We start from the raw sequence: 20,890 nt of genomic DNA on the forward strand, positions 1-20,890 counted from the left end.
CGATAGTCTCGTCCGACATTACGGCCCCGTTCAAAGAGCTGCCATCAACCCGTTGAACGCTCCGCCTGCAAGGCGGCCCTCAGACCGCGCTTACCGGCAGTGCTTGCTGGCCTCGTTGGGAGCATCCGCAGCCCTATGCTCGTTGCGCAACAGTAACAGCGCGCATCCGCCCCGCCGCGCAGCGGGATCCCGCTTTTACCAAATTACGCCGTTCAACGGTCTCCTCCTATCGGCACAACCTGCTGCTTGAACCGGGATGGACAAGCGACTGGAACTGCCATGCCGACACATACCGTAGACGGGCGTTTGGGGTCAGCTCAGCCGCGAAGCGGGCGTAAGCTCTTGACCAAAGGACAACATCAATCGTCAAACCTTTAGCGTTTGCATTCTCTGGAAAAGGGCGTTGGGAATCAATGAGCACCGGCAAGTGTCGTGGATTCTGCGGAATACGGGCGCGTTCATCTGGATCTAAGACGAACCGCGAGCCACCCGCTTGATGCAGAGATCGCGACAGCAGGCATAGCCAGCAGGCATAACACCATCAACCCGGCCGGCAGTAGCGGGCCTGTCGCGGTGTTCATCCACATGACTGGAAGTTGGGCGAACGTCAGGATCGCCCCCGCCATCCACCCGCGGCCCTTGAACATCAGCCCTGCTATACCAGCCAAGCAGAGCGACGCGGGATACCAGGAACGCCAGTAGGCGTCAGCGTCCCATGGCTCATTCGTGCCTGTCACCCAGCACGCGAAACTCCAGTAGAGCACGCTGAATACCATTAGAATGTAAATCTTAAGCAGTCCAGTATTCATATGTCAGTCTTCAAACAGCATTAGGTGACAACAGCGGCTGCCGACCATCGCTTTTCTTCCTTACGACATGACGACCGTCATGAGGGTGTTTCACGACAACGTCCTATCATGGTCGGTCGAAGCCATGCCTCCGGTTGTTATGGTGCGGACGTTCGTTGCCTAGGTAGGCCTCGCCACGCGGCGTATGCGGCCACGGTCAGTAGCGACAATACCCTTCGTCGTCCGACACCATGAGACAGTCCTTTTTACCTCTAAGGGCACTTCTGTTGATCTTGTCGCCGATTGACGGCCTTAAGGTGACCGTCACGCCATTGCGTTGAAAGCGGAGCCCCTCAGCGCGCAGGTCGGCTTTGAATACGCCGCGCGTGCCCTCGTCGAGGCCCCACTGGTTGTCGACAACGAAACCAGTGCCCTGTCGCGTAATCTTCATGTACGTTCCCTCGCCGCCCCGCCAACGTCCTACGAACGCCGATGCCGGCAGACTGCCTGCATTCGTGCCCTCGGACAGCCGTCCTTCCAGCGTTCGGACGCGGGCTTGCGTCACATTTACCCAGCACTGCGCTACGTTCAGCGAAGCCATCGATCCGCCGGTTCCCCTGGCGCTGCAATTGCGATCCCTGGATTTTAGCCAGGTTCGCTGCTCCGATAGCAGAGCCTGCTTCGCTCTAGGTCGCAGAAGTGCGCTAAGTGCTCGGTAACGAGCGCTCATCCGCGCATCGGCTTTACGGAGGTCGACTGCGGCACAACGCTGCATTTCCAATGTAGAAACGCAACGCGCTGGTCGCTGCCCCTGAAACGATGGATTGGCCATGAACGCACCTGCGCTTTGCGCCGCTGCTGGACTGGCAATAAGCAGACATCCGCTCATCAAAACTGCGCTTAAAACATTGTTTTTCAAGGCTTACTCTCGCATTTCTCGGTGTGGACGATATCGGTTAATATGGTGACATTGCTTCAAGACCCACACGCGATTCGAACTACGGTATAGGCGGGGCTTACCAGCTTCATCGGCTATGCGGTCGCACGCTTCATAGTCGTTGCGCGATGGACGCTGGCGTTGAGCAACGTCTGCCAACGGCAAACTCGCACTCAAGATTTCGTTCAACCATAGCACCACAAATAAGTTGATTTATTTTCCAGTAAAGAAGATTTTGATGCTTGGGCGTTTGAGTAGCGTCCTAAACGGAGGCGGATCTTCGCGAGCGCTGGTACTCCTATCTCATTTCACTTAATCTCTACTTGTATGCTGTTTCGCCCGATGGAGACCTTCGTCCCTGTGGCCCTCCCGGGCAGACTTTGAAGTATAGTGCATCCTTCAATTCGCTTGTGGCGATCCCACGTCAAATCACTACGAGCAAACATCTAGTTCGCCGATTAAGCCTGTTTCATTCGCTTCCCGGCTTTGAACGTGATCTTTTTCGCTGCCGGTATTTTAATGAGCTCGCCGGTCCGTGGATTGCGACCAACGCGCGGCGCCCAGTAACCGGCAGAAAATCGTCCATATCCCCTGACCGAGACGTCGTCGCCTTTGGCGATTACGGTCGCAATGGTTGAGAAGAGTGTGTCGATTACGGCCTTGGTAGAATTTTCGCTTGTACCAGTAATGTCAGAGACGACTTTAACGAGTTCTGGAGTGTTCACTCTATCACGTTCCTCTCACAGGCAAACTGAACGATCCTGTCATACGCCGCAGACTAAGCGATCATCACGCGCTCGACGAGGGGATGTACCTCCGTAGGATTCCTGGCCTTGTCATGAAGCGTCACAAAGCCGACAAACGATCCCCCACTTATTGAAATGCGAAAAGAAGCAGACGCTTGCGCCGCGATGGAGCGGCGTCTGATCGAACGGGAGCCGGCAACGCAGCTCCCCCCGGTCAGAAGGAAACACTCGCGCGAACGCCATACTGACGCGGCGCACCGGCCAACCGCCTGAAGCCGTTGTTCGCGGCGACATAATGCTCGTTCGCCAGGTTCGTGCCATACGCGGCGATCGTCCACTTGCCGGTCGCAAGTGTCAGCTGAGCGTTGATGATGTCGCGTGAAGGCAAGCGGTCGCCGAGTGCGGTGTTCTGGAAAAGCGTAGCCCAGACCGCACCCGTATGAGAATAATCGACGCGTGGCGTCAGCGTAGCATCGCCACCCAGGGTAATCGCATACTGCGCGCCTGCGGTCAGCGTGAACTCGGGCGCGTAGGGCTGTTCGCGCCCACCTATTGCGATGCACCGCGCCGTCGCAGGCCCGGTTTTGACGTTGCAGCCTCTCGGAGCATTCAGCGGCCGAGGGTCGGCCGCGAAGAACGTCCCCAATTTCGTCTTCGCAATCGAAGTGGCGAAATCGAAGGTGAGGGCATCGAAACTGCTCTGCGCCGAGAACTCGACGCCATACAGCTGCGTCTTGCCGGACACGTTGTATACCGAGGAGATGTTCGGCGACCGAGGATCGGCGATGCTGACCTGGAAATTTTCGTAGGTATTGTAGTAGCCGCCCAGCTGCGTGCGCAAACGACCGTTCAAGAACGTGCCCTTCCAGCCCAACTCGTAATCGACGACGTCCTCGGCATCGAAAGCGAACGGCGGTACGCCGCCAAGGTTAGGTCCGTTCAACCCACCTGCTTTGGAACCGGTGGCCACAAATGCGTAGACGAAGTTGCTGGAGTCGATGGTCCAGTTGACCGCAGCCTTCCCGTTGAATCGCTTGGCGGACGTAAAATCGCTCTGCGTCAGCACCAGTGCGGGTATCTGCGGCGTGCTCGCCGTTGCGTCGTTACGCGACGTGGTACGAGAATAGCGGCCACCGAGCGTCACCTGCAGACCGTCGCTCAGCTGATATCCGATCTGCCCGAAGCCAGCGAGCGCCGTCTTGGGGTTCGTTCCCACCGTCGTCGTATCAATGTTCAACGGAACGAACGTGTTTGGGGTGACGTCACCCACTAGGCCCCCCGGCGGAATTGAGATCTTATCGTGCTGCCAGAACCCACCGAGCACCCAGGTGAATGGCCCGGTGTCCGGTGAAACAATGTTGAACTCCTGGGACCATACCTCTTCGGTGATCTTGGTGTGGCCGCGAATGTCCGGCGCCGTGGGCGTGCCGACGTTGGCCGTCGCGTCGTTATCAGTATCCACTTCCGTCGTACCGCGTTGGAAGCCGCTGATCGAGCGTAGTGTCAGGCCGTTGTCGAAGGTGTAGGAAATGTTCGCGACGATACGACCGAACTCGTCGCGGCCATACAGATTGGCGTTGCTGGCAACGTCGAGCGGGTCGGATGTATTGCGGGTCGGACTGGCAGCAAGACCGAAATAGGCTGGGCTCGCCGGGATGCCGCCATATTCGATATTATTGTAGTCGGCCTTGAGAAGAAAACGGAAGTTGGCGCTGGGATTCCACAGGAAGCTGGCCCGGCCGCTATAATCGCGCCGGTTCCCGGGATTGCCCGTCCAAGGTCCGGTCACGTTAAAGAAGGTGTCGCGGCGATCCATGTTGCCAGCGATACGCAACGCGGCGTTCTCGCTCATGGGAAGGTTGACGGCACCCTGCAGCTTTACGTTGTTGAAGTTGCCATATTGGGCAATTGCATAGCCGTTGACGCTCTCGAGGTCCGGATTCTTCTCGGTGATGAATACAGCACCACCGGTCGCATTGCCTCCAGCGAACGTACCCTGCGGCCCGCGCAACACCTCGATGCTGGCGATATCGTAGTAGGGTTCGGACTGGAAATAGCCCGGAAGGGTAGCCACGCCATCACGGTATGTCACAACACCGACGCTGATCGCGCTTCCGGGCTCGCCCTTGCCGATGCCGCGGATGTTGAAATTGTTGCCCTGTCCGGTCGTGTTGACCGTCAGCGAGGGCGATGCAAACTGGAGCTGCTCCACGCTGTTGATGCTCTTACGCACCAGGTCCTCGCCGCTCAGCACAGTTGCCGCGACGCCGGTCCGTTGCAGGCTGGTGCTGCGTCGCTCGGCTGTCACGACGATATCATCGGACGTAGCCGGCAGATCAGTCGATTGAGCCGCGGCGGCCGGATCGGTCGTCTTCTCCACGGTCTGCGCAAACGCAGCGTTGGAACATAGCAGCGCTACAGCCGAAATCGACGCCAAGCATAATGCTTTCATCATACTCTCCCAAAATTTGCGCGTTCTATGCGACGCGTTGGCCAAGTGATCTGGCGTGGTCACAGGATAAGTTCACTTATTAATAAATCAACATCTATTCCGCAGGGAGGGTCGTCATTTCACCGTAGAGTAGGCGCAGTCGCTGCTTGTCGATCTTTCCCGTCATGGCGAGCGGCATCCGATCGATCCGGACTATCTCGTCCGGCATCCACCAACGGGGAATGCGATCGACAAGTGCATTCTGAATTTCTTCATCGGACGCTGTCGCATCGGACTTCTCGATGATGATGATCGGCCGCTCACTCCATCGCGGATGGGTGCGACCGATCACCGCAACGAGAGAAACGCCGCGCAGGTCACCGACGATCGCCTCGATCTCACCGGGGTTGATCCACTCGCCGCCGGACTTGATCAAATCCTTGGCACGGCCGGTGATTGAGAGGTTGCCGTCAGTGTCGATAACGGCCAGATCGCCCGTGTCGAACCATCCGTCCGTCGTAGCTGCTTCGGAATGTCCGAAGTAACTGTGGATCGCGCTCGATCCCCGGACCTGAAGCCGCCCTTCCGGACCGCGCTGATCCTCGAACACGTGGCCTGACGCGTCGATCAGCCGAAGGTCCACGCTCACCGGCGGCCGGCCGGCCGTCGTGGCACGGCCTGGCGAACCGGGCGGTGTGACGGTGCCGAGCGGCGACAGCTCGGTCATACCCCAACTGGTTTGAACATTCACGCCGAGCAACGCTTCGATCCGATCGATCAATGTTTGAGCGACGCCCGAGCCTCCAAGGATCACGCGACGCAAGGTGGGCAGCGTGTTGCCGGTCGCCTCAAGATGCTCGATCAGGCCGAGCCATACCGTCGGTACGCCGATGGCGAGCGTCACACCTTCCTCGCGGATCAACTTGGCCAGGCTCGCACCATCGTTGTACCGGCACGGAAAGACCAGCTTGGCTCCCGTTGCGGGCGCAGCGAGTGGCAAGCCCCAGCCGTTGGCATGGAACATCGGAACTGCCGCCAGGATCGTGTCGTCCGCACCGATACCCAGCACGTCCCGCTGCAGGAGTGCCAGGGTAACGAGATAATTGCATCGATGCGAGTAAGACACCCCTTTCGGTGCGCCGGTCGTACCTGAGGTGAAGCAGAGCGCAGCCTCCTGGTCCTCCGACATCCCCCCCCATGTCATGGGTGCACCGTGTTCCTCGAGCACACGCTCGATCGTCCACACCGGTGTTCCGCCACAATCCGGTAACCGGTGATCGGACGCGTCCGGCTCGTTGAGAACTATCACGGCCACGATGCCGGGGCAGCGCGGCATGATCTGTTCAGCAAGCGGCGCCAGATCGGGACTGACGACAAGCAACCTGTCGTCTGCCTGCGTCATCATATCCGCGATCTGCGCGGCATTCAGCCGAGGGTTGAGCGTGTGACAACTCACGCCCATGCCGAATGCAGCGTACCAGCATTCCATGTGACCTTGGCTGTTCCAGGCGAGCGATGCGATACGCTCTCCAGGGGAAATGCCGAGCGCCGCAAAAGCCCCGGACAGGCGGTTGCTGCGATCGCGCAGAGCAGCGTAGTCGATCCGCATCGAAGGACCGGCTGCTCCTCCGCCGGTGACGACTTGACCGCTGCCATGCCATTTGGCGGCATGGTCGATGAACCTGTTGAGCGTGAGTTCGTATGTCCGCATGCGATCACCTGTCGCAGGGATAGTCGATTCACGACGCACCGCTTCCTCGCCCGTCACGTCAGATCTCCCCCAGATTTCTCAATTCGTTGTCCGTGAAATGCCAGCGCTGCATGGACGCTGTCAATCTTGATTTATTTTCTAGTGAAGTTGTTTGTAGCCTGCTAGATAGCGACCACAAGGGTGCAAGACAGCCAGTCGGGAGAGCGGGATGAGCGGAGAGATTGGCCAGACTTCGTCGCCACGGCCGTCGTTGACGAGGCGACGGGGTTCGGAAGACGCTTTCGGAACCGGAATGCAGGTCGGGGAAATAGATACGATGACCGTTCGAATGCCGACTTAGGCGCACAGACGACCGTCGAGGATATTCCAATTCATCCATGAACCACGGCATTTCCGGCGGCATCGCTGTCCCGGTTCGCGCCTCATTCGGGAAAAAACGTGCTCCAAAGATCCGAAGCCCCTGTGGCGTCCGTCCCCATGTCGCCGGATGAGGGTCGACCGACGAAATGGGGAATCATCCTTCTGCTCACGCTGACCATCTTCTCTTCCCTCATCGTTGGTGGGCTCGGAGCTCCGCTCCTGGAACCGATGAAGGCGGATCTCAGACTTACCGACCTGCAGATAGGATTGCTCGCTGGTTTGGCATCATTGGTTCCCACGCTGCTGCTTTCGCTGCCGCTAGCGTGGCTGGTTGATCACGGCACGCGCGTGCGGATCCTCGCCGCCATAATCACTTTGGGCGCAGGCGGGACCATCGGGATGGCGTTCGTCACCGATTTTTCCACCTTGTTCCTGACCAAGCTGATTGGCGGGCTTGGCGGCGTCATCGGCTTTCCCTTGCTGATTTCGCTTTTGTCAGACGTGAGCGCACCGGCACGGCGCGGGCGCGCAATGCTGGTGATTTCGATCGGCGCCTGGGCTGGGATTGGTGCCGCATTCGCGATAGGCGGCACGTTGTTCGGCTATCTTCAGAAGCACCCTGGCAGTGGTCTGTTGGGCTTGGCCGCGTGGCGGGAAGTATATCTCATCGTTGGTCTATGCGCGCTCGCGCTTGTCGGACCGCTCCTTTTTCTAAAGGAACCGCCTCGTTATGAAGTCCAGCGCGCCAATCCGTCTGTTCGCGAGTCTATGCTGGCGCTTTGGCATCGCCGACGCTTCCTCGGCCCATTGTTGGTTGCGCAACTCACCGGCGGCTTGGCCGAGGGAGCGGCTGGGATCTGGATGGGTGCCGTGCTGATCCGACAGTATGGTTTGTCACCCGGCGATTTTGGGGTGTGGGTCGGCGGAGTGATCGTCGCTTCGGGCCTGCTGGGGTCGATCATCGGTGGGTTTGCCTCCGATGCGGGCCGCAAGCTCAAGATGCGTGGCGGTATTCTGCTTCCCGCACTCATCGCGACCGCGCTCAGCATTCCCGCCGGAGCGTTTTCGATCATGCCGACGGTGACTGGCTTTGCCTGGATGCTGTTTGCCTTGCTAACTGGCGGCACCATCGTCGGACTGGTCAGTAACGCGGCGATTGCGCTCCTCATCCCGAATGAGGAGCGGGCTCTTACCCTGGCCGGTATGGGAATGATCACAAAGCTTGCCATGGCCGGCATCGTGCCGACTGCACTCGGATGGGTTGCTAGCAACAGTGAGGGCCGCTTTGGCCTTGGCCAGTCGATTGCAGTTCTCGGCGTGGTTACCGGCATCGTTTCGACCATCGGTTTCTGGTTCGCGATGCGAGCGGCGCCGCAAGAGATTGCACAGGATTCCGACGCGATGATGATCCCTGCGGATGGCTGATCCGTCCGCAGACCGCCCTGCAGCCGTTCGCGGCAAGACGATCGTCATCATCCGCCATGCCGCCGCAAGCCCGCTGCCAGATCGCGGCTCATGCAGTCTGTTCTGCGCCGTAGTTTTTCCGGTTCAGAGCACGCTACGCCTCTTCTCAGCGCATCGGGCAACATAGGTTCGACGGCATATCAGCGGTTCATCGGACACTATTGGAGATCAATAAAGACGTCGGGACGCAGTCGACAAAATCAAACGATACGCATGATCAACATGGCAGGTTGTGACATGCGAGCTCCGCTGACAAACGATCGAGCTTCGTGGAACTATATTGTGGATTATTGAAATAGTTTCGGCGTAACATAATATCATTCAGCACTATAGGTTCAAGGGCTGTTCTGGAAAACTCAATCCTGCACTGGCGAGCATCAGTTGCTGGTGTGCGTCTTGAGAAACCTCAACGCAGCTCGCAATCGATCCGCGACGGCCGGCTCCGCAAATCGCTGAAAGCGGATGCTGTGAAATTCAAACCATTACTCGGGTGCTATCCAAATGATCAGGAAGATATTGGCCATCGCGGTTTTGGCTCTTTCAACCGTGCCTCAACCGAGCTTCGCTTGGGGTCGGACGGGGCATGCGGCTGTCGCCAACATTGCGGAGCTTAGACTGAACAGTCGTGCCAAGGCGAAGGTGATGAAACTGCTGGCGCTCGACGGCAATAATCATATGGCAGACGTCTCCTCCTGGGCAGACCAGCAGCGCGATGCCTATCCCGTCGTGCATTCCACTCGAATCCCGTTCGACGGACGCACGGCACCCGCGCACGCCTGCCCCGACCTGGACAAGCTTTGCGCGGACGAGGCCATCTCCAAATATATGAAGACTCTGAAGAACGGGTCTGCCTCCCCAACTGACCGCTACGTGGCATTGAACTTCATCATTCACCTAGTTGGCGATCTCCACCAGCCTCTGCATGGGTCCGATCCGATCGGGTACAACGAGGTCACGTTCAATGGATCGGCGAAGACGCGAATCCATGCTTTCTGGGATGGCGTCATCATCGAACAGCACGGTCTCGGCTCTGCCGCGCTGGCGCGGGAGCTTTTGAACAACGGCGTCGACGTCAAAACAGGAGGGTCTCCGAGGGAATGGGCGATCGAAAGCAGCAACTTAGCTCGAGACGCTATCTACGACACGTTGCCAGCCTGTTATCCGCGAAAACGGCCCCGGTGCCCCACTACGCCGATGGCGCTGCCGTCGAATTATGCATCTCGGGCATATCCAGTCGTAGCTCGTCGCCTAAAACAGGCGGGGCTCCGTCTAGCCGAGATGCTAAACGACGCGCTCGGAGCCTGATCTACCATGTCGGCGATGGGTCAGCATCCGGCTACGCAGGCCAGTCGGCTGACAAAACACGCTTGCTTCTCAAGGGGATCATGGCGATCGATCCGCGATGAAAGATAGACAAGACGAACGTCGTGCCGTGGATGGCAAGGCTGTGTCCCTGATGGTCATGCTATGTGCTATCTGGGGCCTGCAACAGGTTGCGATGAAGGCAGCAGCACCGTCAATGGCGCCGGTGCTCCAGGTAGCGGTCCGCTCTGGCGTAGCAGCACTGCTCATTGCGGGGCTCGTCGTTTTCCGGCGCGAAACCGCGGGGTTCCGCTCAGATACCTGGCGGCCAGGGCTCCTGGTCGGCGTACTGTTCGCGCTCGAATTCCTGTTCGTCAGTGAGGGTCTGCGGTTCACGACAGCCTCGCACATGGCGATATTCCTTTACACTGCACCCATCTTCGCCGCGCTAGGTCTTCATGTGCGTCTGCCGGAGGAGCGCCTGACGGCATTTCAATGGTGCGGGATCGCCGTCGCCTTCGGTGGCATCGTGGTATCGTTCACCGGCCGCCGATCGGCATCCGCGGATGCCGACGCTTGGATTGGCGATCTGCTCGGCATCGCGGCCGGCGCATCCTGGGGCGCGACGACACTCGCCGTTCGATTCTCGCGCCTGTCGGACGCGCCTGCGACGGTCACGCTGCTCTATCAACTCGCTGCTGCGTGCCTGATACTCTCCCTGGCAGCGGTCCTGTTCGGTCAGACAGCGGTCTCGCCGACGCCGATGCTGGCCGCGAGTCTCGGCTTTCAGATCGTGATGGTATCGGTCGTCAGTTTCCTGACGTGGTTCGCACTGCTGCGAACCTATCTCGCCTCCCGCCTGGGTGTGCTTTCGTTCATGACACCGATCTTCGGGGTCACGTTCGGCGTCATCCTGCTCGGCGAAACCCTCGATGTCGCGTTCGTCGCCGGCGGTTTGCTGGTGTTGACCGGGATCCTGCTGGTCAGCGGGCGCGACCTCTTCGCACGCAGCGCGTGAACCAGAGGGATAGATGTTAGAACAGCTACATTCCCGTCAACTGTTTCACGCCAGCTTCTCGTCGACCGGCTTCGGTCGTGGCGAATGCGGCTTGCTCGAAACCCGTAACCGGTTCGTCAGTCGGTTTGCCATCTCGCCCGCTCGAGGCGGCAGAGCGGGTGGCATTGGTGTCCTAACAGGACGCATCAACACGGACCGGCGCTATTCAGCACCAGCGTGTTAGCACGGTCAGAAGCTCTGCCCGGGATTTTGCGAGAGCCACACCTTGCTTCGTCGGAGTGCCAGAACGCGGGATGCAATCTCTGCGATGAAACGTCTCAAACGCATGTCAGACAGTGTAAACTGACCTTCGATTCATCGGCTCCATCGCAGACGAAGCAAGGCGATCTGCTCAAACACCGAGCCCGCCCGCCGCGAGCAGGGTCTGGCCACTGACATAATCGCTTTCGGGCGCGCAGAAGAAATAGACGGCGCCTGCCGCCTCTTCCGCCGTGCCGGCCCGGTTGAATGGGATCTGCGAAATCACCGCCTCGCGAAAGCTGTCGGGCACGCCAAAGCGCAGCGATTTGCCTTCTATGTCGGCAATCGTGTCTGGGTGCCCGCTCGGCAGGTTGAGCCGCGTCTCGATGAATCCGAACGCGACGCAATTGACGCAGACCTTGAGCCGCCCCCATTCCTTTGCCAGCGTCTTGGTCATGCCGACGACCGCCGACTTGGCGGCGGAGTAGTTGACCTGTCCCGCATTGCCGTTGACGCCGGAGATCGACGAGATGTTGACGACCTTTCGGATCACTTCCCGCCCCTCTGCCGCTTCCGCCTTCGCTAACGCTCTCCATGGTTCGGCGGCTGCGCGCAATATGCGGAACGGAGCAGTTACGTGGACATCGAGCATCGCCTGAAACTGTTCGTCGCTCTGCTTCTGGATCACGCCATCGCGCGTGTAGCCCGCGTTGTTCACGATGATGTCGAGCGTGCCGAACGCATCGATCGCCGCCTGGACGATCCGCTCGCCGAAATCAGCTGCGGTCACGCTGCCGTTGCACGTGATGGCCGTGCCGCCGGCGGCCCGGATAGCTTCCACCACCTCGTTCGCTGGCGCTTCATCCAGATCGTTGACGACGACCGACGCGCCATGCGTGGCCAGCTTCAAAGCGACGGCGCGGCCTATGCCGCGTCCGGAGCCCGTTACGATCGCAACCTTGCCTCTCAGCGTGTTCATCAGGCGCGGCCATAGAGCGTGACGACGCATGCACCGCCCAGCCCCAGATTGTGTTGCAGGCCGAAGCGCATGCCGTCCACCTGCCGAGCATCGGCGGTGCCGCGAAGCTGGTGCGTCAATTCATAGCATTGCGCCAGGCCCGTGGCGCCCAGAGGATGCCCCTTGGACAACAGGCCCCCTGAAGGGTTGGTGACGTGATCACCGCTATAGCTGTTGCGGCCATCACGGATATACGCCTCGGCACCGCCTTCGGGGCAAAGGCCCAGCGCTTCGTAGCTGATCAGTTCGTTTGCCGTGAAACAGTCGTGAAGCTCGATCGCCTGGATATCGTCCGGGCCGATGCCGGCGTGTTCATAAACCGCCTGCGCCGCCTCGTGCGTCATCTCGTACCCGACGGCGCTCATCATCGATGCGCCTTCGAACGTGGCGGCATAGTCGGTCGTCATGGACTGCGCGACGATCTCCACCCTGGCGTTCAACCCGTGTTTCGCTGCGAACGAGGGAGACACCAGTAGCGCCGCCGCCGCGCCGCAGGTCGGCGGGCATGCCTGGAAGCGCGTGAGCGGACCGTACAGGTGTTGCGATCCCATCACTTCTTCCAGCGTCAACGGCGCACGCAGCAAGGCCATCGGGTTGTTTGCCGCATGCGCGCGTGCCTTCACGGAAATCAGCCCGAAGACCTCATCGCGCGTGCCGTAGCGCTGCTGATAATCGAGCCCCGCGCCGCCAAACTGCTGTGCGACGAGCGGCGAGGTATCGTCCTGCTCGTGGATGCGCTCTTGCAGAGACAGATGGTGATCAAGTGTCCGTTTGCGATCGTTGAACACCGCGCCCAACGCGCCGGGCAGCATCTGCTCGAAACCGAAGGCGAGCACGCAATCGGCCATGCCGCTTTCGATCGCCGCACGCGCAAGCCACAAGGCAGTCGAGCCGGTCGAGCAGTTGTTGTTGACGTTGACGATCGGAATGCCGGTGCAGCCCACTCGATACGCCGCCGACTGGCCAGCCGTGGAGTCGGCGTAGACATAGCCGGCGTATGCCTGTTGCACCTTGTCGTAGCCGACGCCCGCGTCCGAAAGGGCGAGCCGGATCGCCTTTTCAGCCATGACATCCCAGTCTTCGCTCTGCCCGGGCTTGGCGAACGGAATCATGCCGACGCCGGCAATGCGCGCGCGGATCATCACTGTGCCTCCTGCGCGTCGACGCGCTCTATGAAATCGAGAAACGCGGTCGTCGAAGCTTCGTTCGCTGCGACCAGATAGTTGTGACCGGCACCCTCGAATTCGACATATTCGCTCCCGCGAATGATCTGATTCGACAACCGCCCCTGCTCGACCGGCACCGCCGTGTCCTCGTCTCCATGCAGGATCAGGACCGGCATAGTCAGCCGCTGGACGGCGCGTTCGCGGGTTGTCGCATAGTTGGCGATCGCCTTCGACTGCGCGCGCGCGCCCCGCATCGTATAGCGGTCGTTGGCGACCATCTCGATGTCGTGCAACGCTGCGTCCCGCGGGGCGGCAGATCCATAATTCTCCGGCGACGCCGTACGGCGCATGATGGCGCGAACCACGAACCGCGGCAGGCGGTAAATCAGCGAGCGCACACCGCCGAACTCGGTCTTTTCGGTCTTGAGCAGAGTGCAGCCGAGCGTCGCGGACAGGGTGTGCTCGGGGTAGGCCATCGCGAATTCCGCCGCTATTCCGCCGCCCATCGACACGCCGTAGACGTGCGCCTTGTCGACGCCCGCGGCCTTCATCACCGTCAGCGCGTCCGCCGCATATTGCTCGATCGTGGTCGGCGACGTGGTGTCCGTCCGTCCGCTTCCGCGATTGTCGAACCAGATCGCGCGGTGATTTCGGGTCAGCGCAGGCAGCAGCGGATACCAGAGCGCCGAGCTGTAGAGATGGCCCATGATGAGCAGGACGGGCGACCCTTCGCCTTGCGAATCCCAATGGATGTTCGCGCCATCGTGTCGGACTGTAGGCATGCTCGCCTCTCCTTTGGTTCTCGCTTCTTTGACCCTGGATTCATCATCATAAGAGCATCGTGTCAACGTTGATTTATGAATAAATCAATGTATGCCCAGGTGCGATCGCTGAAGCGGCGGCGAACGTTGGTAGGAGACTGAGATGGCGGCAGCGACTGAAGGTCAGCGGATAAGCGATTGGCGCATACGCGATTTCGCACCGGGCGATGGCATCGTGGCGAACGCGGTGGCCGGTGCCGGAACCGATTGGCTCCCGATCACTGCGCCGGGCGATACCTATGTCGCATTGATCGCCGCCGGTCGGCTTGAAGATCCCTATGCTGCGCGCAACGAAGCCAAGGCCGCCTGGGTGCGGGATCGCGAATGGTGGTGGCATGCCAGGATCACGCTGCCCGCTCCGACTATCGGCGAGATCGTGGAACTGGTCTTCGATGGCCTGGACACGTTTGCTGACGTCTATCTCGACGGTGCGATCCTTGGCCGGTCGTACAACATGTTTCGCAGCTGGCGCTTCGACGTAACCGCCTTATCGCCCGGCGAACACGACCTCGCGCTGTGTTTCCATCCGAGCGTCGACATGGTGTCGGGCGACCCGATCCCGGTATGGCCGACCTTCACCGATCGCGTTACCGCTTCTCGCCGCACCTTGATGCGCAAGGCGCAGTTCGGCTGGGGCTGGGACTGGGGTCCGGACCTGCCCACGGTGGGCATCTGGGGGCCGGTGCGTTTGACGCAGCGCAGCCCGACGCAGATCCGATCGGCCAATTTTTCCACCCTCGCCATTGAGGAGGACCTTGCGCGGGTGGAGGTGCATCTCGATGCGCAGGGTGATGGAGAGCTTCGCGTCGATCTGATCGACGCTGCCGGTACGAGTGTCGCGAGCGGAGTTCGCCACGGGTCCGGCAAGCTGTCCTTCGAAGTTGCCAACCCGCAATTGTGGTGGACAGCGGACTTGGGAGAGCAGCCGCTCTACACCCTGATCGTTCGCACCGCCGACGCACCGGAATTTCGCGAGCAGGTCGGCATTCGTACGATCGCGATCGATCAATCGCCTGATCCGGACGAACCTGGCACGACCTTCTTCCGCTTCGTGCTGAACGGCGTGCCGATCTTTGCGAAGGGCGCGAATTGGGTGCCGGCGAGCTCCTTCGTCGGCGCCATCCCCGACGACGCCTATCGCGATCTGCTTACCCGCGCAGTAGACGCGAACATGAACATGATCCGTGTCTGGGGCGGCGGCATTTACGAGCACGATGTCTTCTACGACGAATGTGACCGCCTCGGCCTGCTCGTGTGGCAGGACTTCATGTTCGCCTGCGCGCCCTATCCCGAGGAGAAGGCGTTTCTCGACAACATCCGGGCAGAGGCGGCCGAACAGGTCGATCGGCTGCGACATCGAGCCTGTTTGGCACTGTGGTGTGGTAACAACGAGAACCAGGCGATCCAGTTCTTCGTCGATTACGCCACCGAGCAGACGACCCCGCTAGGGGGGCTGGTGATATATGACGAGGTCCTGCCCGAGGTCCTGGCGACGCTCGACCCCCACACCCCCTATTGGCCGAGCAGTCCCTGGGGTGGCCCCAGCCCGAACAGCATGCGCGGCGGCGATGTCCACAACTGGACCGTATGGCACGGCACGCCGCTAGTGCCGGACACCGACGCGGTCGGCGACTTCGAGTCCGCCCCCGAAGGCGTCGCCTTTACCCGCTATGCAGAAGACATGGCGCGCTTCGTCAGCGAGTTTGGCCTGCAGGGCGCCCCCGATATCGGCACGCTGCGGCGTTGGATGGCACCGGAGGACCTGGAACTCGGCAGCGCCGGTTTCCTCGAGCGTATCAAGGACAAGGCCGACAAGGCGACCGCGATGATGCTTCCCGTAACCGGCATGCCGCAGACGCTCGAACAGTTCGTCGATTTCACCATGCTCGCCCAAGCCGAGGGCCTCAAGTTCGGCATCGAACATTATCGCCGCCGCAAACCGCATTGCTCAGGCGCTCTGATCTGGCAGCACAACGACTGCTGGCCCTGCGTGAGCTGGAGCCTGATCGATTACGACGGTGTCGCCAAATCCAGCTGGTATGCGACGGCGCGCGCGTTTTCACCGGTGCTCGCGTCATTCCGCAAGGAAGGTGACAAAGTCGAGCTCTGGATCACCAACGATACGCTTGCGGCGGTCGAGGACGTCGCCCGGGTCGCGCTGACCAGATTCCACGGCGGAGAGGTCTGGCACGACAGCGTCGCCTTCGATGTACCCGCGAATGCAGGCGTATGCATATGGCGTGGCAGGGCGGAACACGCGAACGACTGTTTGTTGACCGTGCGGAGCAACGCGCACGTCTTCCCGGCGAACCGGGTATTGCTGGCGCCGATCAAGGATCTCGAACTCGATCCCGAACCGTCGCTGCAGGTGCAACGATCCAGCGAAGACGGAATACTGCTTCTCACCATCGCCGCCGACAGCTACGGGCTGGCGGTACATCTGCGGTCAGACGATCCGGCTATCCGGTACGACACGAACCATTTCGATCTCGCAGCGGGCGAGCAGTGCGTGGTCCGAGTGACCCGACGCGACGGCGGACCGGTTTCTCCTGAGGCGGTCGAGATTCGCTGTTTCAACATGACGCTGGATAAATGATGCGCAGCCACTTCCTAACGTCTTGCGGCGAGGCGCTGCGAAGCTGACGCAAACTGCTGCCTGAGTGTCCGCCGGTTTCTCACTCAACCTGAGCGTGAGTTTCCGGTGTTCACTCGGCACTGATCAGCGGTCATAATTAGCTATGATGCGGCTTACCCTCGGTCGCGGAGAATGCACCATGAGTGCCTGATACAAACATTTAACGTTTAGGAATAGAAACGCCGGCGTCGGTCTGCGCTACCGGCATCATCATACCATTGGCATCGTATCGAAGATGCTCGACGGTAACCGCGCGCCGCCCAATCGCACCATTCATATCATTCACAGCCAGCGTCGCGTTATGCAAGAACAGATACCAGTTCTTTTTAAACTGGGCGATGCCTGGATGGATCGTGAAGCTGTACTTTCCGGATCCCGTGAGTTCGCCTCGATAGGTCCACGGCCCAGTGAGAGACGGTGCCGTCGAATACGAAACGTGCTCGTCGCGTTGGTACCGACGATCAAGCGATGCATAGGTTAAGTAATAGGTTTTGCCGCGTTTGTGCAGCCATGGACCTTCTTCGAAGTGCGGTGGCGTGATCTCGCGGATCGGTCCATCTATCTCGATCATGTTGGGTTTCAGCTTCGCGATATAGCATTGCCGGTTGCCCCAAGCGATCCAGGTCGTGCCGTCATCGTCAGTAAGGACGGTAGGATCAATATCCTCCCAGCTGTGCGTTCCTTTCGGCGTCATCTGATTGGTGATGAGCGCCGATCCCTTTGCATCGACGAACGGACCGGTAGGCGTATCGGCCACTGCGACGGCAATCGCCTTTCCGGGATGCGTGCTGTCATGCTCGACGGCAGCGTAGAACCAGAATTTTCCGTTCTTTCCTATCGTCTGCGACGCCCAGGCGTCCTTCTTGGCCCACTTGAAATCGTTGACCTTCATTATCGCGCCGTGATCTGTCCATGTCTTCATGTCGGTCGTCGAGTAGACGAGCCAGTCGCGCATGTTGAACATTTCGTCACGTTGGGCCTCGTCGTGACCGACATAGAGGTACAATCGATCACCTACCACGAGCGGCGCCGGGTCAGCGGTGAACTTGTCGCGAATGATCGGGTTCGCGCCGGCACGCGGCACCGGTTTTTCAACAGGCGCCGCCATCACCGGTACGCTGACACACAGCAGAGCCGTCGCGATCTGGAACCTGTTCACCTCGTTTCTCCAACTTTGAACATCAGAACTTGAACCGGACGCCAACGCGGTACGTGCGGCCATAAACGTCGTATAGCGCCGGGTTGACGAAGAACGGCGATCGCGCGGGGTCATGGTCGAACAGGTTATCGACTTTGAAATAGCCGGTTACTTGTTCGGTAACGTTATATGTCCCGCCCACATCCATGTAGAACGCGCCAGGAATAGAGTTCTTGTCGATTGTCGGCCGATTGTTGGTCGATGCCGGGCAGTTCCCGGGCGAGCACTGAATATACTGATGCCCAAGCACTCCGTCGCTGAACCAGCGCTCCTGCAGCAGCAGCGAGAAATCGTCGTTTGCATAGGTCTGCACCGCCAGCCACTTCCAATCGGGCGTGCTTCCGATATTCACGCCCGCGGAATCGTTCGGGATCGTGCCCGGCAACCCGGTGTCGGTGACGAACTTGCGGATGTTAGTAGCCAGTGCGCGCAGCGTGAAGCTGCCTGGCAAGCCTAGAGGCCGCTGCCACCGGTAGCTTGCTTCGAAATCAATACCGTCGGTGTCGATCGATGCCAGATTGAAGGCCTGGACGTTGATGAAGTTCGGACCGTTAGTATTGCTCAGATTGAACGCACCGCAACTCTCGGGAAGTATGTTCTGGAAGCACAGGTTGACAATGTCCGCCGCACCGAGGCTCGAGATCACGTCCTTGATCTTGATATGGTAGTAATCGACCGACAAGCTGAGGCCGGGCAGAATGGACGATCCAGAGAAGGCGATACCAGCCGTGGTGTTGCGTGCGATTTCAGGCGTGAGGTTCGTATTGCCGATCGTATTCTGAATGGCGAGCACGTTGACGTTGCGGAACGGGTCAAAGAAGCCGGGTAGCGTCGTAGTGACCGGTGCAGCGAAGAGCTCGGAAAGGTTCGGCGCACGAACATCGCGTGACGTCACACCGCGTATGCGCAAGCCGTCGATCGGGAGGTCCCAGGTACCACCGATCTTCCAGGCCCAGACGGTACCGGAGGTGCTGTAATCGGTAACGCGGATTGCCCCGTTGACGTTCGCCCGACCTAGCCCGTCGGAGTTCAGGAGGGGGACGTTGGTCTCGACGAACGCTTCCTTGACGCTGTAGGCGCCACGACCGTTCTTGTAGTTGCCAGCATACCAGTTGTTGCCTCCGGACAGCAGCGTCGGGTCGAACGGATAAGCCGCGTTGTTCGGAGAATTCTCGATGCCCGCGCCGTACGGATCAGCGTTTACCTCGTAGAACTCATGACGGAACTCGCTTCCGAAAGCGATAGATACCGGTCCGGCCCATAGGCTGAACGGCGACCCCGAGAAGTTGACGCTAACGACGTCCTGCGTCTGCCGGGTCCGCTGACGCGGTCCGTTGTCGGGCATGATGTAGCTCAGCGCGCCCTGCGAGGGACTGCCGCCGAAGATGTTGAGTGGCTGGCAGCCATTTGCGCGCGCCGCCGGATTGGCACAGACGATCGCGCCGTTCAACGTCGTAGCGTTGATCGCCTGATTGAAACGGTTCGACAGCAACACGTTGTTGACGTCGATATTCGAATAGTTGGTCCCATGCTCATAGTACATGTCATAGGTCCAGTTCGATCCCGCAACCATCTGACGTCCCTTAGCGCCGGCAACGAATCGATACTGCCGCCGGTCGGTATAGACTTGCGTATTGCCGAGGGCCGCGTTGCTGGTGCCGTATTGGAAGTTAGTAATTCCAGCAGTGCCGCAGGCGGCTCGCACGGAGGTCGGCACGAACGGGTTGGCGCACTGGATGGTAAGGTTCGGGCGGTTCTGCCCGCCTACCGGTTGGTTGTTGGTTTTTACCTGACCTATGTTCGCGCTGAAGTAGATTTCGTTGTCCGGCGCCCAATCGAACCCGACCCGCCCATAGCTGTTCACTCGCTGAATCCGCGACTGGAGCGACCGTCCGGCGTCGACGTTGCCCGACAGGTCTCCTCCGATGCAGAAACCCGGGTAGCATCCGGCAACGCTGCCCGCCGCGTTGCGGTCCGGAATGCCGTTTGAGCCGTATTGGAACTGGAACGGCTGACCGCTCTGGTCAAACGCCGTGCCCTGCAAGGGCCCCGCAGTAATTAGGCCGTACTTCGTGTAATTGTAGGACTGGGCGTTATCGAGAAACACATATTGCGGCGAACCGTCATTCAAAGCGTTGCGGTTGATCAGGGTCGACTGGCGGAACCAGTCCCGACCGTTCGCGAGCGCCGTACCGAATTCCCCTCCACCAATACCGGCATCATGCGAATATTCGGTACTGGCGACGATGTGCAGGCGGTCCTCGAGGTAGCTCGTGCCAGCCGCCAGCTGCAGCAGCACCTGTTCGTTGTCACCGTAAGTGGTGATACCGCCTTGCAGATTGCCCTTTATGCCCTTGAATCGGGTATCGGTGATGAAGTTGACGACGCCACCGACCGCGTCGGAACCATACGACGCCGAGGCGCCGCCATTGACCACGTCCACGCGCTTGATCAGCAATTGCGGAAACAGGCTGATGTCAGGGACGCCAGTGACGTTCGCACCTACCACGCGCTGTCCGTCGAGCAACGTCAGCGTACGGATTGCGCCTACGCCACGCAGGGAGAACGAACTCAGCCCCTGCTGCCCGCTTGAGGTGCTGAACGTACCCGTGCTCGTTCCCGTTGATCCCTGAAGGGACGGCAACTGCGCAATCGTAGCAAAAACGTTCGGCTGCGCGTTGGCAGCGATCGACCCGGCGTCGATGACGGTAGTCGGCGTCGGAGCAGTGAATCCGCCGCTGGTGATGCGCGATCCTGTAACAACGATGTCCTGCGGCGCCTCGCCCTCGGCCGAGTTTAAAGCAGGTGCCGGCGCCTGAGGGCCCTGCTGCTCCACCAGCGGCACGGACGCCGACGATGCGCCTGTCGGAGCCGGCGAGACCTGGCCGGGCGGGGCCGACCGGGCTTCGGTGGACGGTAATTGCGCGCTAGACGGCGACGTCGCAGCGCAGGCGGCGATTATCGCCATGCCCGCTGCCTGAGCCCGGAAATTCGATGCTCGACGCATTTTCGACGTAATCATTTTGTCGCCCTCTCCCTCGCCCCGATCTTACGG

Annotated in this window: 13 protein-coding genes; 4 read left to right on the forward strand and 9 right to left on the reverse strand. The window is 60.1% G+C overall.

Annotated features, from left to right (window positions below; translation table 11 throughout):
• Nucleotides 1–1,005 precede the first annotated feature (1,005 nt).
• The 4 genes from C8J42_RS19265 to C8J42_RS19280 form a co-directional block, all read right to left on the reverse strand.
• Nucleotides 1,006–1,677 carry a lysozyme inhibitor LprI family protein gene (locus tag C8J42_RS19265; RefSeq protein WP_347812424.1) on the reverse strand — a complete coding sequence of 224 codons (672 nt, stop codon included), beginning with the start codon at nucleotides 1,675–1,677 and terminating at the stop codon, nucleotides 1,006–1,008.
• A gap of 506 nt (nucleotides 1,678–2,183) precedes the next feature.
• A complete protein-coding gene (locus C8J42_RS19270; protein ID WP_133021430.1) occupies nucleotides 2,184–2,450 on the reverse strand; it encodes an HU family DNA-binding protein in 267 nt (88 codons plus the stop codon).
• A 235-nt stretch (nucleotides 2,451–2,685) separates the two neighbouring features.
• On the reverse strand, nucleotides 2,686–4,851 hold the full coding sequence (locus C8J42_RS19275; RefSeq protein WP_165895573.1) for a TonB-dependent receptor: 2,166 nt from the start codon (nucleotides 4,849–4,851) through the stop codon (nucleotides 2,686–2,688).
• Between the two features lie 166 nt (nucleotides 4,852–5,017).
• Nucleotides 5,018–6,670, reverse strand: coding sequence for an AMP-binding protein (locus tag C8J42_RS19280; RefSeq protein WP_347812423.1), 1,653 nt, complete (start codon nucleotides 6,668–6,670; stop codon nucleotides 5,018–5,020).
• Between the two features lie 420 nt (nucleotides 6,671–7,090).
• Between C8J42_RS19280 and C8J42_RS19285 the strand changes: the two genes are divergently transcribed.
• The 3 genes from C8J42_RS19285 (at nucleotide 7,091) to C8J42_RS19295 (ending at nucleotide 10,757) form a co-directional block, all read left to right on the forward strand.
• A complete protein-coding gene (locus C8J42_RS19285; protein WP_133021433.1) occupies nucleotides 7,091–8,398 on the forward strand; it encodes an MFS transporter in 1,308 nt (435 codons plus the stop codon).
• A gap of 540 nt (nucleotides 8,399–8,938) precedes the next feature.
• The gene (locus tag C8J42_RS19290; RefSeq protein ID WP_133021434.1) at nucleotides 8,939–9,742 is read left to right on the forward strand and encodes a S1/P1 nuclease; all 804 of its coding nucleotides are present in this window, start codon (nucleotides 8,939–8,941) and stop codon (nucleotides 9,740–9,742) included.
• A 97-nt stretch (nucleotides 9,743–9,839) separates the two neighbouring features.
• Nucleotides 9,840–10,757: a DMT family transporter gene (locus tag C8J42_RS19295; protein WP_133021435.1), complete on the forward strand. Its 918-nt coding sequence runs from the start codon at nucleotides 9,840–9,842 to the stop codon at nucleotides 10,755–10,757.
• A gap of 391 nt (nucleotides 10,758–11,148) precedes the next feature.
• Here C8J42_RS19295 and C8J42_RS19300 read toward each other — a convergent pair whose 3' ends face one another.
• From C8J42_RS19300 to C8J42_RS19310, 3 genes are read right to left on the reverse strand one after another with little or no spacing between them, the layout of a single operon-like run.
• Nucleotides 11,149–11,976 (reverse strand): SDR family NAD(P)-dependent oxidoreductase, encoded by an 828-nt coding sequence (locus C8J42_RS19300; RefSeq protein ID WP_207897191.1) that lies wholly within the window; start codon nucleotides 11,974–11,976, stop codon nucleotides 11,149–11,151.
• The gene (locus C8J42_RS19305; RefSeq protein WP_133021436.1) at nucleotides 11,976–13,157 is read right to left on the reverse strand and encodes a lipid-transfer protein; all 1,182 of its coding nucleotides are present in this window, start codon (nucleotides 13,155–13,157) and stop codon (nucleotides 11,976–11,978) included. Before C8J42_RS19305 ends, C8J42_RS19300 begins: the two co-directional genes overlap by 1 nt.
• A complete protein-coding gene (locus C8J42_RS19310; RefSeq protein ID WP_133021437.1) occupies nucleotides 13,157–13,963 on the reverse strand; it encodes an alpha/beta hydrolase in 807 nt (268 codons plus the stop codon). Before C8J42_RS19310 ends, C8J42_RS19305 begins: the two co-directional genes overlap by 1 nt.
• A 214-nt stretch (nucleotides 13,964–14,177) precedes the next feature.
• Between C8J42_RS19310 and C8J42_RS19315 the strand changes: the two genes are divergently transcribed.
• Nucleotides 14,178–16,598, forward strand: coding sequence for a glycoside hydrolase family 2 protein (locus C8J42_RS19315; RefSeq protein WP_207897192.1), 2,421 nt, complete (start codon nucleotides 14,178–14,180; stop codon nucleotides 16,596–16,598).
• A gap of 199 nt (nucleotides 16,599–16,797) precedes the next feature.
• Here C8J42_RS19315 and C8J42_RS19320 read toward each other — a convergent pair whose 3' ends face one another.
• On the reverse strand, nucleotides 16,798–17,859 hold the full coding sequence (locus tag C8J42_RS19320) for a glycoside hydrolase family 43 protein (protein ID WP_243644628.1): 1,062 nt from the start codon (nucleotides 17,857–17,859) through the stop codon (nucleotides 16,798–16,800).
• Entirely contained in the window at nucleotides 17,819–20,803 is a 2,985-nt protein-coding gene (locus C8J42_RS19325) for a TonB-dependent receptor (RefSeq protein WP_133021439.1), read from the reverse strand. The genes C8J42_RS19320 and C8J42_RS19325 overlap by 41 nt, the downstream gene beginning before the upstream one ends.
• Nucleotides 20,804–20,890 lie beyond the last annotated feature (87 nt).

It is taken from the genome of Sphingomonas sp. PP-CE-1A-559 (assembly GCF_004340965.1).
Taxonomy (GTDB): domain Bacteria; phylum Pseudomonadota; class Alphaproteobacteria; order Sphingomonadales; family Sphingomonadaceae; genus Sphingomonas.